Annotated in this window: 16 protein-coding genes; all 16 read left to right on the top strand. The window is 38.4% G+C overall.

All coding sequences use genetic code 11. The features are described from left to right. The 16 genes from EHS11_RS13710 (at window position 1) to EHS11_RS13785 (ending at window position 13,986) form a co-directional block, all read left to right on the top strand. Complete coding sequence (locus EHS11_RS13710) at window positions 1-636, top strand: acetyltransferase (RefSeq protein ID WP_135764976.1); 636 nt, start codon at window positions 1-3, stop codon at window positions 634-636. A gap of 5 nt (window positions 637-641) precedes the next feature. Continuing rightward, window positions 642-1,691 (top strand): nucleotidyltransferase family protein, encoded by a 1,050-nt coding sequence (locus tag EHS11_RS13715; RefSeq protein WP_135764977.1) that lies wholly within the window; start codon window positions 642-644, stop codon window positions 1,689-1,691. Then, window positions 1,670-2,611, top strand: a complete 942-nt coding sequence (locus EHS11_RS13720) for a Gfo/Idh/MocA family protein (protein WP_210413692.1) — start codon at window positions 1,670-1,672, stop codon at window positions 2,609-2,611. The genes EHS11_RS13715 and EHS11_RS13720 overlap by 22 nt, the downstream gene beginning before the upstream one ends. Next, window positions 2,593-3,315, top strand: a complete 723-nt coding sequence (locus EHS11_RS13725; protein ID WP_135764978.1) for an acylneuraminate cytidylyltransferase family protein — start codon at window positions 2,593-2,595, stop codon at window positions 3,313-3,315. Before EHS11_RS13720 ends, EHS11_RS13725 begins: the two co-directional genes overlap by 19 nt. Beyond that, window positions 3,302-4,072: an oxidoreductase gene (locus tag EHS11_RS13730; RefSeq protein WP_135764979.1), complete on the top strand. Its 771-nt coding sequence runs from the start codon at window positions 3,302-3,304 to the stop codon at window positions 4,070-4,072. The genes EHS11_RS13725 and EHS11_RS13730 overlap by 14 nt, the downstream gene beginning before the upstream one ends. A 15-nt stretch (window positions 4,073-4,087) precedes the next feature. Next, window positions 4,088-5,212: an N-acetyl sugar amidotransferase gene (locus EHS11_RS13735; protein ID WP_135764980.1), complete on the top strand. Its 1,125-nt coding sequence runs from the start codon at window positions 4,088-4,090 to the stop codon at window positions 5,210-5,212. Further along, entirely contained in the window at window positions 5,206-5,832 is a 627-nt protein-coding gene (gene hisH, locus EHS11_RS13740) for an imidazole glycerol phosphate synthase subunit HisH (RefSeq protein WP_135764981.1), read from the top strand. Before EHS11_RS13735 ends, hisH begins: the two co-directional genes overlap by 7 nt. 82 nt (window positions 5,833-5,914) lie before the next feature. Further along, window positions 5,915-6,610, top strand: a complete 696-nt coding sequence (locus tag EHS11_RS13745; protein ID WP_246047890.1) for a HisA/HisF-related TIM barrel protein — start codon at window positions 5,915-5,917, stop codon at window positions 6,608-6,610. Between the two features lie 16 nt (window positions 6,611-6,626). Then, window positions 6,627-7,295, top strand: a complete 669-nt coding sequence (locus EHS11_RS13750) for a class I SAM-dependent methyltransferase (RefSeq protein ID WP_135764983.1) — start codon at window positions 6,627-6,629, stop codon at window positions 7,293-7,295. 7 nt (window positions 7,296-7,302) lie between these two features. Beyond that, window positions 7,303-7,815, top strand: a complete 513-nt coding sequence (locus tag EHS11_RS13755; RefSeq protein WP_135764984.1) for an adenylyl-sulfate kinase — start codon at window positions 7,303-7,305, stop codon at window positions 7,813-7,815. 1 nt (window position 7,816) lies between these two features. After that, entirely contained in the window at window positions 7,817-8,422 is a 606-nt protein-coding gene (locus tag EHS11_RS13760) for a hypothetical protein (RefSeq protein WP_167884449.1), read from the top strand. After that, window positions 8,419-9,093, top strand: coding sequence for a formyltransferase family protein (locus tag EHS11_RS13765; protein ID WP_135764986.1), 675 nt, complete (start codon window positions 8,419-8,421; stop codon window positions 9,091-9,093). Before EHS11_RS13760 ends, EHS11_RS13765 begins: the two co-directional genes overlap by 4 nt. Next, on the top strand, window positions 9,090-11,492 hold the full coding sequence (locus EHS11_RS13770) for a PEP/pyruvate-binding domain-containing protein (protein ID WP_135764987.1): 2,403 nt from the start codon (window positions 9,090-9,092) through the stop codon (window positions 11,490-11,492). The genes EHS11_RS13765 and EHS11_RS13770 overlap by 4 nt, the downstream gene beginning before the upstream one ends. Before the next feature lie 29 nt (window positions 11,493-11,521). Continuing rightward, window positions 11,522-12,505, top strand: coding sequence for a hypothetical protein (locus EHS11_RS13775; RefSeq protein ID WP_135764988.1), 984 nt, complete (start codon window positions 11,522-11,524; stop codon window positions 12,503-12,505). Next, a complete protein-coding gene (locus tag EHS11_RS13780; RefSeq protein ID WP_135764989.1) occupies window positions 12,484-13,182 on the top strand; it encodes a gamma-glutamyl-gamma-aminobutyrate hydrolase family protein in 699 nt (232 codons plus the stop codon). The genes EHS11_RS13775 and EHS11_RS13780 overlap by 22 nt, the downstream gene beginning before the upstream one ends. Next, window positions 13,183-13,986 (top strand): phosphocholine cytidylyltransferase family protein, encoded by an 804-nt coding sequence (locus EHS11_RS13785; protein ID WP_135764990.1) that lies wholly within the window; start codon window positions 13,183-13,185, stop codon window positions 13,984-13,986. Window positions 13,987-13,993: the final 7 nt, after the last annotated feature.

Here is a 13,993-nt window from a genome sequence, read left to right on the forward strand (position 1 = left end):
ATGGAAAGAAAAAATTATCTAATTGCTTGCGGGGGACATGGACGGGTGCTTCTTGATACTTTGCTTTTGAATCAAGTAAACGTCGATGGAATCATTGACCCTAATATGAAAGAAGGCACTCAAGTCTTCGGAATCACTGTAATTGGAGACGATTCTTTTATACTGTCTTTAAATCCTTCCGAGATTCGTTTGATCAACGGGATCGGCGTCCAAAAGAATACAAACAAACGAAAGGAAATTTACGAAGAATGGACTTTTCTGGGTTATGAATTTCTGGGCGGCATTCACCCTTCTGCACTTATCAGTTCGGAGTGTTCTCTCTCTTCGTCAGCTCAGATCATGGCAGGTGCTGTTTTGCAAAATAGAGTTATTATCAAAGACAATGCAGTCATCAATACCCGGGCAAGTATCGATCATGATTGTTCTATCGGCAAACATGCATTTGTTTCTCCGGGAGCAATTGTATGCGGTGGAGTGACGATAGGAGATTCCGCATTTGTCGGTGCGGGGGCGATTCTTTTGCCGGGTCTTATAATCGGTGAAAATGCAGTCATCGGTGCGGGCGCAGTCGTAACAAAAAATGTTCCGCCAAATGTATGTCTTACGGGAAATCCCGCCAGGATCGTTAAAAGTTAATTATAATGGAACAATGGAAAAATAACGTTATTACTTCGAATGGCAAGTTAGTAGAAGCGATTCAAAAAATCGACGCGTCCGGCATTCAATTGGTTTTGGTCGTAAACGAAAGCGGCTATCTGGAGGGAGTGTTGACGGACGGTGACATTCGCCGGGCGATACTTAAGGGCAAAACTTTGGACATTCCGGTTGCCGAAGTTATGAATCGCAAACCTAGAACCGTTTTGGAAAACACATCTAGGGAAGAAATACTTTCCATTATGCGTCGGTACATGATGCACCATTTGCCAGTGTTAAATGCGGGTGGAAAAGTAGTTAAACTTGTAACTCTCGATGAATTGATAGGTGCAGTCGGAATACCCAACTGGGTTGTACTTATGGCAGGCGGACTCGGAAAACGTTTGCGTCCGTTAACTGATGACATACCCAAACCTTTGTTATCGGTAGGAGGAAAACCTATTTTGCAAAGTATACTGGAAAGTTTTTCGGAACAGGGATTCCGAAAGTTTTTTATCTCCGTGAATTATAAAGCCGATATGATTCGGAACTATTTCGGAAACGGAGAGAAGTTGGGAATCGATATCGAATATTTGCATGAAGAGAAAAGTTTGGGAACTGCGGGAGCGCTTTCCCTATTGCCTCATAAACCCGAACAACCGCTCATCGTAATGAATGCCGATCTTCTGACTCGAACTAATTTTGACGCAATGTTGAAATTTCATAATGAACATAAGTCAGTCGGAACCATGGCTGTAAGAGAATACGATCTTCAGGTGCCTTACGGTGTGGTGAATGTGGAAGAATATAAAATCAAAGGGATTGAAGAAAAGCCGATTCATAAGTTTTTCGTAAACGCAGGTATTTACGTTTTGGCACCTGAAGTTTTGGATTTTATAAAGCCTGATACGTTTTTCGATATGCCGACTTTATTCGAAAACTTACTCGCTGTCGATCATCCTGTTTCAGCATATCCATTGCGGGAATATTGGTTGGATGTGGGAAGGTTGGAAGAGTTTGAACGGGCACAAAGAGAATGGGGGAATGGTTTTCGTTGAAGGCGATTGTAGTCGGGTATGGTTCCATTGGAAAAAGACATGTCCGTGTATTAAATGATTTAGGCGTTAATGTTGCGGTTGTTAGTGGGCAAGAGCTTCCAACTGAGATTACAAAATTTTCAGATTTGAAAAACGCCATAAAGAATTGGGAGCCAGGGTACATAATCGTTGCGAACAAAACTCACGAACATTATAATTCGCTTAGGATTATTTCCGAAGAGGATTTTAAAGGAAAGGTTTTGGTGGAAAAACCTCTGTTTGACAAAGTAAATGATATTCCTCCAAACAATTTCTCCGATTTAAAAATTGCATACAATCTGAGATCTCATCCTTTATTGAAAAAAATTAAAACGATTTTAGACGGTAATAAAAAATCCGCAATCTCCGTCAATGTGTATGTCGGGTCCTATTTGCCCGGATGGCGACAAGATATGGATTATAAGAATAGTTATTCCGCATCTAAAGAAATGGGCGGAGGGGTTTTGCGTGATCTGAGTCATGAACTGGATTATATACTATGGATTTTCGGTCCTTGGAAAAAACTGACTGCGTTAAGCGGACATTTCAGCAATTTACAAATTAACAGTGACGATGCGGTCTCGATCCTGATGGAAACAACACGGTGTCCTCTTGTTAGCATTCATTTGAATTATTTGGACCGAAGGCCCCGTAGGGAAATTTTAATCAATACAAACGAAGAAACAATAAAGTTGGATCTTATTGCAAATATCATGGAAATAGGCGGCGACAAAACCGAAGTTAGTGTCGATAGGGATTTTACATACAAGGAAGAGCACCTTGCCATGTTAAACGGGGATTCCGAAGACATTTGTTCCGCGGAAGAAGCTTGTTTCACTTTAACAACGATCGCGGCTATTGAGAAAGCATCGGAATCGAAAATATGGATTCAAAGAACTTGAAAAGAATTTGTACAATTTGTGCGCGTGGCGGATCCAAGGGAGTTAAAAATAAAAACATACGGACTCTCGTTGGAAAACCTTTGATTGCATTTACCATCGAACAGGCATGGCAAAGTAATTTATTCGACGAAATAGCCGTGAGCAGCGACTCGGTTGAAATTTTGGAGGTGGCTGGCAGTTACGGCATTCGCCATTTGATCGTTAGACCTGCCGAACTCGCCACCGATTCCGCTGCAAAATTACCCGCTATCACTCATTGTGTCAGGTCGGTCGAATCAATCTTGAATACGGAATTCGATACGATCGTTGATCTTGATGCGACTTCTCCTTTACGTACGGTAGACGATATAAAAGGAGCAGTTGAACTCCTTGAGACGAAGTTCGTGTCCAATGTGATTACAGCAGCTCCCGCAAGACGCTCTCCTTACTTCAACTTAGTTGAATTAGGTGGCGACGATATAGTCAGATTGTCCAAACAATCCGATAAACCGATTGTGCGCAGACAGGATGCGCCGAAATGTTTTGATATGAACGCCTCGATTTATGTTTGGAGTAGAAAGGGATTATTCGATTTTCCTACTATTTTTAATTTTGATACGCGATTGTTTGTCATGCCGGAAGAACGATCTATTGACATTGACAGTGAATTGGATTTCGAAATCGTAGAATTACTTATGAAAAAGAGTCTTGATGCTAAAAAATAAAGTTATTTTTGTCGCAGGCGGAACAGGACTCCTCGGCAGACGGATTTCTAAAGCAGTTTTGATGAACGGAGGGAAATTGATTCTTGGTGATATCAATCGTTCCGCTTTGGATAAGTTCAAACTCGAGTTAGATGAAGAATTTCCTTCGCAAAAATATATCACAAGTTTGATTGATATAAACGAAAAAAACTCTATCCTTAATTCCATTCAAGATTCCATTCTTCCTTTCGGTCGGATTGATGCATTGGTCAATTCCGCATACCCTAGGAACAAAAATTACGGACGCCATTTTTTCGATGTCGAGTATTCCGATTTTTGCGAAAATCTTTCTCTTCATTTGGGCGGTTACTTCCTCGTTTCGCAACAGTTTGCAAAATATTTCTCCGAGAACCAAGGCGGAAATATAATCAACATAGCTTCCGTTTACGGAATGATCGCGCCTAAATTTGAAATATACAAAGATACTCCGATGACTATGCCTGTGGAGTATGCAGCCATTAAATCTGCTGTGATTCATTTGACTGCATATATGGCAAAGTATTTAAGCGATAAAAACATTCGTGTGAATTGCGTCAGCCCCGGAGGTATTCTGGACAATCAGCCTGAAGCGTTCCTAAAAAAATATAGAGAGAATTGTTTATCGAAAGGCATGCTTGATCCGGATGATGTTACAGGCAGTGTTGTTTTTTTACTTTCCGATCAATCGAAGTTCATTAACGGTCAAAATATCGTTATCGATGACGGATTTACATTGTAGTTAAAGAGAGAGGTTATGGGAAAAATCACATACTGTAAAAATTGTATGAATATGTCGACCAGACCGAGAATTCAATTCGATAGTCGTGGTTGGTGTAATGCTTGTCAGTGGATGGAAGAGAAGAAAAAACTGGATTGGCTTCCCCGCGAAAAGGAACTACTTGCACTTCTTGAAAAAAATAAGAATAAACATGCGACTTTCGATTGCATCGTTCCGGTAAGCGGCGGCAAAGACGGTTCTTATGTTGCCTATAGCTTAAAACATAAATACAACATGAGACCGTTGACAGTTACAATCCGTCCTCCTTTGGAGTTGGATCTTGGACGTTCCAATTTATTGAATTTTACCCAAAGCGGTTACGACCATATACATATCACTCCTGATTCCGAAGTAATGCGTCGGATGAACAAAATGGGATTTATTGAAAAAGGATTCCCTTATTATGGTTGGTTAACAGCTATTATGACGGCAGTGATCCGTGTAGCGATTAATTTCAAAATACCTTTGATTTTTTACGGAGAAGACGGAGAGGTTGAATACGGAGGGTCTACAGAGTCCAAGTACAAACCCATTTACGATATTCATTATATGAAAAAAATATATTTGGAAGGCGGGCATGATAAAGTTTTAAGTCAATGCGGAACACCCGAAGAATTGTATTTTTTTACTTTTCCAACCGATCTCGAAATCAAAGATGCCGATCTTTCTTTCACACATTGGTCTTATTACGAAGCATGGGACTCCTATAGAAATTATCTTATCGCAAAAGAACATTGCGGTTTGACGGAACAAGACTCACCAAACGCCGGTACGTTTACGAATTTCGCACAAAATGACCAGGCACTTTATGCTCTGCATGCTTATCTTATGTATCTCAAATTCGGATTCGGAAGAGCGACTCAAGACGCCGGAATCGAGATTAGGCGGGGTGCTATGACAAAAGACCAGGCCGTAGAATTGATAAAGCTGTTTGATAATCAGTATCCTGAGGAGTTCATTCAGGATTATTTGAAGTATTATCAAATGAGTATGGAAGAATTCGATTCCGTCTTGGACAAGTGGGTCAATCGGAAAATATTTACGAAAGTGGGCGGACGTTGGACTCCCACTTTCACGCCGGGTGAAGATTTCGAATGTTAGTCGGCATTGTGAATTACGGAGCGGGCAATCTGTACTCTATCATGGGAGCTTTGGAGTATTTGAAGATCCCTTATGAACTCGTTTCTTCACAGGAAAGATTATCGTCATGTTCCCATATCATACTTCCGGGAGTGGGGTCGTTTCGGAAAGCCATGGAAAAACTCCATGAATTGAATTTTTACGATCCGATCATCCATTGTACTCGGGAACTTAATATTCCTATTTTAGGAATTTGTCTGGGAATGCAGTTGCTTTGCACGTCCAGTGATGAAGACGGTTTTACGAAAGGTTTGAATTTGATAGGCGGACATTTTGCACTCTTTGATAGCTCCAGGAGGAAGGTTCCTCATGTTGGTTTTGATTCCGCGGTTCCCGACTCGGGTTCCGTTCTTTTTAAGGAAATTGCAGAGGAAGTGGATTTTTATTTTGTTCACAGTTACCGTTTGCTGGAAACGGATTCGGATACAAAATACGCTTACAGTGTTCATGACGGAGAAAGGTTTATTTCCGCTTTTGAAAAAAAGAATATATTCGGAACACAATTTCATCCTGAATTAAGTCAGGGAAACGGATTGAAACTTCTTGGAAATTTCGTTCAATTAACGACTGTAAATGGCTAAAAAAAGACTTATATTCACGCTGCATTATAGCTCCGAGTTTTTTTGTTTAAGTCGAAACTTCCGGTTACAAAAAGTCGGTGATTTGAATTGGCTGGATAAAAATTATAATTTTCCCAAAATCGCTTTTTCCATCGATGAGCTTGTCGTTCTTGATGTTTCCAGGGATGGAAGAGACACTCCCAAGTTTTTGGAAATTTTGAAAATGTTAGCGAAAGAAATTTTCGTTCCGGTGGCTGCGGGAGGCGGGATTAGAAAATTCGAAGATGCTAAACTTTTTTTTGAGTCAGGTGCGGATAAAATCGTAGTAAATGAAATATTAAGTGAAGATCCCGATGTTGTCAGATCCATTGCGGAAGTTTACGGCGCGCAAAGTATAGTCGCATCCGTTGATTATAAAATAAACGACAACGGAATCGCTGAAGTATTTATTGAAAACGGAACCAAAAAAAAAGAAACCTCACTCGAAGATCATATAAGATATATAAATACTCTTCCCATAGGAGAAATATACCTTCATTCCATGAGGCAAGACGGAACCGGTCAGGGATACGATATCAAAACATATTCCGAACTTGCAAAACAATTCGAAAAGCCTCTTATCATTTCAGGTGGAGCGGGAAATCGATATCATTTGGAAGAAGGGCTATCGCTTAACTTTGTGGATGCGGTTTCTACGGCAAACTTATTCAATTTTATCGGTAACGGACTACCGTCCGCTAGAGAACATCTGTTGGAAAAGAATTTCAATATTCCGAAATTCATCCAAACCAATCTTTAACAAAAGGAAAAATTCAATGGACTCAGAAAGAGAATTACTTATCAGTCAAATCAATTCTTTAATTAACGAAGAAATTCAAAACAACCCTGTTACCTATAATAAAGACAGGCCTTATCAATCTTATGAGCGCATCGGATTTGAAGGACTTCGATGGTCGGTTGAAAAGCGGATTAATGAATATGGCCTTGATCGTTTTTTTAATATAGAACATAACGTATTGGATATAGGAAGTAATTTCGGTTTTTTTGTAACTGAGTTTGCTTTGCATTGCAAAGAAGTGCATGGCATTGAGCCGAATCATTGGTTGAATACTATCGGAGAAATCACTGCAAAATATCTGAAAGTAGAAGATCGGGTAGGATTCTTCGATGTGTTTTTCGATGATTTTGTCAATCCGATTCAATACGATGTGGTTTTATCTTTGGCGGCCTTTTTTACTCAGGATAAAAGGGAAAGAAGCGAAGCTAAAAATTATTTTTCAAAAATCAAATCCATGTTAAATCCCCAAGGATACCTGTTTTACGAATCTACATCTTATACTAAAGATAAAGATAATTCACATTTCGTCGCCAAACTGGAAGCATTGGATGCGATAAAAGAAAATCTGGAATTGGAAAAAGAATGGGAGACCCCCTCCGGATCAGAAGGTTTTTTCCGACAATTCGCCATTGCGAGAAAAAAATAAATCTATTATGGTCATTTGGTTAATCGGACTTTCCGGTGCAGGTAAAACTGCAATTGGTCAAAGCTTATTCAATGAGCTGAAAAACGAATATTCCAATCTGGTCTATCTTGACGGCGATATAATCCGGGAAGTATTCGGGGATAACCTGGGTTATACGATAGAGGATAGAAAGAAAAATGCGGATCGGATTTGCCGGTTGTGCAAGATGCTTGATAGCCAAAAAATCCATGTTGTGTGTTCCATTCTTTCCATTTTTGAAGAATCAAGAGAATGGAATCGTACAAATTTAAGTCAGTATTTCGAAATATTCATCGATGTTTCCCGTGATGTTCTTTCCAAAAGAAATCAGAAAGGACTTTATGAAAAAGCGGAAAGAGGCGAGATTAAGAACGTTGTAGGATTTGATATTCCTTTTGAGATTCCTGAAAAACCGAACCTAATCATCAAGAATGATGATGATGTAAAAGAGTTCACTTCATTTGTTAAGTTAATCCGAAGCTCATTGCCTGATTTTAAATAAAATGAACCAATATACTTATACTTCAGAAAACAGAATCGAAAGCCCGCATAAATATATGTACACCCCCTATCAAGGCAGGGACTTTCTGGGTTATTACTTTGAGGATAGAAAAAACTTCATTCGAAAAACGGAAGTTTCGGATTATGATATTTTGGAAAAAACAATATACGATAATGTTTTAAAAACCTTCTCTTTGTTTGAAAATAACGATACGAATACTACCGTATTGAATTTGGGAAATATAATTTCAAGATCGATTTTAAGCGGGAAATTTTCCGAAGAAGATTCAACTTTGTTATCCTCATATATTAGAAAATTTGAAGTAACTAAAAAACTTTATCAAAACTACGATTTGGGCTTCAAGGCTCCTATCGGACAATTTGATGTAGCTACGAATTATATATTTCTTTCGATCGCAGCAAATCTGTTTTTCAAGTTGTATCGTAATTTTAAAATGTTGAATGTCGCTTTAAAAGTAGGCGATTTAGTCGTTTCCATCGACTCTTCACTGACTGAGTCGGAAAAGAACGATCTGGCAATTCCTGCAATATCTATGGAAATGAATCATATTTCATTACTTCTGAACGAGAAGGAGATCAAATATTGAATCTTGAATATCTGGCAATGCTTGCCATTCCGAATGCCCGTTCCATATCCTATTTGAATGAGTTAATTAAGAGAGAATGTTTACCGTCTTTTGTATGTTTGTTGAAGCCGGATTCGATGACTCCCGGACAAAAGAGTTTCGAAGAGAATGCAGTATTCGTATCGATTTTAAATGAAAACAGAATAGAATTTGAAACCTTCGATACAATGAATATAAATGATCCGCAGATAGTTGATTGTTTAAAAAAAAGAAAAGAAAACATTATCATCTATTCCGGCCCCGGTGGTGCTCTTCTCAAAGAAGATTTATTGTCCATAGGAAAAGAATATGTTCATGTCCATCCGGGCAAACTTCCCGAGTTCAGAGGAAGCACGACGATATACTATCACGTTTTGTCCGGTGTAAAGCCGGTAGCTACCGCCATTTTTTTGAGAAGTGCAATTGATACCGGTCCCATTTTAAAGGAGAAGGAATTTGATTTCCCGATAAATGAAGATATCGATTACGAATACGATCCTCGCATCCGAGCTGAAGTTTTGGGTGATCTGATAGAGGAGTATTCAAAAAAAGGTTCCTTTGGAACCAAAGAGCAATCCAAATCCAACGGTGAAACCTATTATATTATGCACCCAATGCTCCGTCATATTGCCAGATTAAGTTTCGAAAAATGAATTTTTCCAATCAAACAAAAGCTTCCATTCTTTTTGAATTAAAAAAGATCGCGACTACATTCAAAATTGAAAATCTATTTTTCTTCACTCAAGCGGATTGGAGTAGGTCAAGAACCGCAATCTTGGAGAAAATCAAAACTGATTTTCCGAACGGAAAATTGGTCGTCAGAAGTTCAGCGTTAAGCGAAGATTCCACTCATGAATCGATGGCCGGATATTTCAAAAGCATCATAAATGTTCCCACTAGCGATCCTTCTGCGATCGAAACTGCGATAGAGGAAGTTTTCGAATCGTACAAAAGAGGTGACTCCGTTAATGAATTGAACCAGATTTTAATTCAAGCTCAGACGGAGAACGTCCATATATCGGGAGTTATTTTAACTAGAGCAATCGGCAATAATGCTCCTTACTACGTAATCAATTACGACGATAGCGGCGAAACAGATACGGTTACTTCCGGTAAGGTAGCGAAGAGCGTCGCTATCTCGCGATTTGTAAAAGAACCTTATCAAGTCCGATGGGCAAATCTGCTATATTCCATTAAAGAAATCGAATCGTATTTTTCTTCTTTGCCTCTGGACATCGAATTTGCTGTGAAAAAATCCGGAGAAGTCGTCATATTCCAGGTAAGGTCGCTTGCTGCAAATTTCAATTTGGAGAATCATCAGGATGATTATTTTTCCCAATTGATTGAAAACATGAAACAGAAATTTGTCCGTTACAACTCTCCTGTTCCTCATCTCTCCGGTAAGAATACGATATACGGAGATATGCCTGATTGGAATCCTGCGGAGATTATCGGAGATAAGCCTGCTACGCTTGCGTACACATTGTACCGCTTTCTAATTACTAATAATATCTGGCATGAGGCTAGAAGCCTTCTCGGTTACTTTGATGTGTTCCCCGGCGAACTTATGACATCGTTCGGAAGAAAACCTTATATAGATACTAGACTGAGTTTTAATTCCTTCGTTCCCGCATCTATTTCAAAAGAAGTAAGGGATAAACTTGTAAAATATTATATAGATCAGTTGGCGATTTACCCGGAACGACAGGATAAAGTTGAGTTTGAAATTTTATGGACTTGTTATGATTTTTCTTTGGAAGAAAGAATTAAAGTTCTTGAGAAATTCGATTTTCCAAAAGATGAAATTTCAAATATCATTCATTCTTTAAAATCGCTAACGCTTAACATAATCGACACATCGGAAAAAATTTTCGACGAAGATTTGAAATCATGTAGTGAACTTTCCTCAAGAAGAGATCTGATTTTGACAAATCTTGAGCGCGAAAACGTTTCGTTTTGGGAACTGATGAGCGGAGCTCATTATATTCTGGATAATTGCAGAAAATTCGGAACACGTCCTTTTTCCAGGCTTGCAAGATTGGCTTTTATAGGAACTTCCATCTTAAGAAGTCTGACTGTTATCAAACAGATTGATGAGAAATGGATTAATGATTTTTTTCTATCCGTGTCCACCGTAGCTAAAAAGTTTTCGGATGATTTTGATACTTTAAATAAAGGGCTGTTGGATATTTCCGAATTTATTTCGTTATACGGTCATCTTCGTGCGGGAACTTACGATATCAATTCACCCAGATATGATCATCAATTGGATTCGATTATGAATTTTCAGGATTTAAAGACAAAGGAAAAAATAACAAATCATGATTTATCGTTTAGGTTTGACGATGAAGTCGAAGGTGAAATCAATTCTTTGTTGAAAGCATCCGGTTTTGATACCCTGACTGCAAATTCCCTTTTGGAATTTATCAGAAAGTCGATCGAATACAGGGAATTATCCAAATTCGAATTTACAAAAAGTTTAAGTGATGCTTTGGAACTGATTGCAAAGGCAGGCGAAATCATCGGAATTTCCAGAGAAGAAATTCAATATGCCGATTTGGGTTTACTCTTAAGTTTCAGAAATATGGAAGGATCGGATGTTGATTTTGTCAAAAACAGGATCAGCTCTTCGATAGAAAGGCACAAAAAAGATGCCGAGGTCTATAGGAATTTGATATTACCGGAAGTCATTTCCAAAGAGAGTGATTTTGAATACATCGAATTTTACGATTCAAGGCCCAATTACATTACCGACAAACAGATTGAAGGTGATATTGTCGCTATTGAAAAGAAGATCAGTAGTTACGACGAGATTGCCGGCAAAATCATTTTAATCGAAAGTGCCGATCCGGGTTATGATTGGATATTCGGATTGTCTCCGCTCGGTTTGGTCACGAAATTCGGCGGATCCAATTCCCATATGGCAATTAGATGTGCCGAGTTTGGAATCGCTGCGGTAATCGGGTGCGGAAATATAAAATTCGAACATATAAAAAAGCATAAAAGAATTAGAATTAACTGTAATGATAGAAAAATAGATTTTCTGTTATAGAAAATTAACTCTACCGTGGAGAATTCAAATTGAAAGATTTTAAACTGATTCGAACCGCCCAGCTGGTCGAAAAGATCGTTTTGGTTGACGGTTTAACCAGAACCGGCAAAAGCATGTTAGGTCCTATACTTGCCAGCCTTAAAGACATTGAAATAGAGAGAGTAGAGGAAATTTTCGAATACATCGCTTTAATGTCATCCCTTGGCAAAATCGATTATGATGCCGCAGTTCAATTGATTCAGCTTGAGGCTGATATGAAGTTTTATGAATCTATCATCGGAAGAAATACAAATTTCAGATATTCCGATCATTCCAGTGTTTTCAATAACCCGTTCAGATTTGATTATTTCAAAAGATTGTTTCAGAAAGAAGGTGAGGCCGCCGTTCAAAAAGTCAGAAATAACAAAATAACGTTTCAAGTACAAACCCACGATACTTTGGGATTGATTGATCCGTTCTTTACAGCTTTCGGTTCAAAACTCTATGTTTTGGAGATGATCCGCCATCCGATAGATTTGATCTATTCCTGGTTTAGGCGTGGTTGGGGAGAGAGGTGGGCAAACGATCCTTTATCGATGACTGTAACTGCAAATAACAAAGGTGAAATCGTACCTTGGTATTTTCTTTTCATAGATGAAGATTATTCTTCGTTAGTACCGATGGATAGAATATTGATCATGATAAATGTTCTACAAAGAAGAGTCTTGGACAAATACGAATCACTTTCCGAGTCCCAAAGGAAACAAATTCTCTGGATTTCCTTTGATGATTTTGTAACGAACTCAAACGATGAAATAAAACATATAGAGACTTTTTTGAATTCACCTTCAACTTCTAAAACAAAAAACACAATGAAGAAGGAAAATTGCCCTCGTGTAATCAAAGAGGCCGATCGTGACGGGAAGTTTGATGTAATCAAAAAGAATACGCAAAAATTGCATTTGGTCGAAGAAATTTTCAACTCCTATGAAAAAGCAAAAGGAATCATAGAATGGCAAAGAACAAATTTCTGATCTTGGTTAGCCTTAGAGTTGATTTGGTAAATAATTATAACGAATACAGAGACGGCTTGGACAACCGTTATGTTAAACTTTTGGATTCGTTGGGTTATGATGTTGTTTTATTGCCCAATGACAATTCCGATCGGGATGATATTTTAGAAAGATTGAAGCCGGACGGTATTCTTCTTTCCGGAGGGAATGATATTTCTCCCGAGCGTTATAAAGGGAACAAACTTTCTTCAAGGAACATATCGAAAGCAAGAGATTTGACGGAAGAGAAGATGATTCGTTACGGCTTAAAAAAAGGCATTCCCGTTTTGGGAATTTGCAGAGGAATGCAAATGATCAATGTATTTTTCGGAGGCAGTTTGTTTCAGGACTTAAACTCAAGAGAAAATAGCCAAATATCACATGTTAATACGATCCATAATATCACATTTGCCGAATCCTTTTTTATAAAAAAATATCAAAAGAAAAAAGTTAAAGTGAATTCGTTTCATAATCAAGGAATACTTGTTCCGAATCTTCACCAAGATTTGGTTCCTATGGCAATTTCGGATGACGGTGTAATTGAGGCACTCCGTCACAAATCTAAAACCGTTTACGGCATTCAATGGCATCCAGAGCGAACAAAAAGAACTTCGAGCCTGGATAAAGAACTGATCCAATATGTATTTAAAAGAAAGTAAATGATGGTAACAAGAGGAATTATTTTAGCTGCAGGTCAAGGGACAAGGTTGAGTCCGTATACGGATGACAAACCGAAATGTATGGTTGAGATCGGAGACAGATCGATCCTATCTTATACGATTTCCAATTTTAGAAACAATAAAATCGAAGATATATGCGTTCTTACCGGTTATAAATCCGAGAAAATCAATTTTCCGAATATAAATTACGTCAAAAATGAAAAGTTTGCGACAACTAACATGGTTTATACTTTGTTTTGTGCGGAACATTTGATGAATGAAGATTTGGTAATTTCATACGGAGACATCATTTACGAGCCTGGTGTTTTTGAGATGTTGCTTGCAAGTCCTGCGGATATATCGGTCGTTCTGGATGATAATTGGCTGGATCTATGGAAAATCAGAACGGATGATCCCATGTCCGATGCCGAAACGCTGAAGTTAGACGGAGATCGTATCGTAGAAATCGGAGACAAACCGAAATCATACTCGGACATCCAATCCCAATATATAGGATTGATTAAATGTACCAAAGCAGGCTTGGAGGTTTTGAAAAATATATATAACGAGTTAAAAAAGAGACCCTCTGATGAAAAAATCATTAGGAACAGAACTTTTTCAGAATTATATATGACCGATCTTCTTCAGCTAATAATTGATAGCGGAAGTCCTGTAAATGCAGTTCGTGTGAAAGGCGGTTTTTTGGAAGTAGATTCCGCTTTTGAATACGAAACTTATACCGCCAAACTTAAGAATGGTGAGTTGAGAAATATATGCGATTTGGATTTAGTTCCTAAGATATAGGATTTAA

This window comes from Leptospira ilyithenensis (assembly GCF_004771005.1).
Lineage (GTDB): Bacteria > Spirochaetota > Leptospiria > Leptospirales > Leptospiraceae > Leptospira_A > Leptospira_A ilyithenensis.

Excerpts from the sequence above, each read along its gene's own strand:
- EHS11_RS13710 (WP_135764976.1), top strand. The coding sequence starts at position 1 with ATGGAAAGAAAAAATTATCTAATTGCTTGCGGGGGACATGGACGGGTG.
- EHS11_RS13715 (WP_135764977.1), top strand. The coding sequence starts at position 642 with ATGGAACAATGGAAAAATAACGTTATTACTTCGAATGGCAAGTTAGTA.
- EHS11_RS13720 (WP_210413692.1), top strand. The coding sequence starts at position 1,670 with ATGGGGGAATGGTTTTCGTTGAAGGCGATTGTAGTCGGGTATGGTTCC.
- EHS11_RS13725 (WP_135764978.1), top strand. The coding sequence starts at position 2,593 with ATGGATTCAAAGAACTTGAAAAGAATTTGTACAATTTGTGCGCGTGGC.
- EHS11_RS13730 (WP_135764979.1), top strand. The coding sequence starts at position 3,302 with ATGCTAAAAAATAAAGTTATTTTTGTCGCAGGCGGAACAGGACTCCTC.
- EHS11_RS13735 (WP_135764980.1), top strand. The coding sequence starts at position 4,088 with ATGGGAAAAATCACATACTGTAAAAATTGTATGAATATGTCGACCAGA.
- hisH (WP_135764981.1), top strand. The coding sequence starts at position 5,206 with ATGTTAGTCGGCATTGTGAATTACGGAGCGGGCAATCTGTACTCTATC.
- EHS11_RS13750 (WP_135764983.1), top strand. The coding sequence starts at position 6,627 with ATGGACTCAGAAAGAGAATTACTTATCAGTCAAATCAATTCTTTAATT.
- EHS11_RS13755 (WP_135764984.1), top strand. The coding sequence starts at position 7,303 with ATGGTCATTTGGTTAATCGGACTTTCCGGTGCAGGTAAAACTGCAATT.
- EHS11_RS13760 (WP_167884449.1), top strand. The coding sequence starts at position 7,817 with ATGAACCAATATACTTATACTTCAGAAAACAGAATCGAAAGCCCGCAT.
- EHS11_RS13770 (WP_135764987.1), top strand. The coding sequence starts at position 9,090 with ATGAATTTTTCCAATCAAACAAAAGCTTCCATTCTTTTTGAATTAAAA.
- EHS11_RS13780 (WP_135764989.1), top strand. The coding sequence starts at position 12,484 with ATGGCAAAGAACAAATTTCTGATCTTGGTTAGCCTTAGAGTTGATTTG.
- EHS11_RS13785 (WP_135764990.1), top strand. The coding sequence starts at position 13,183 with ATGATGGTAACAAGAGGAATTATTTTAGCTGCAGGTCAAGGGACAAGG.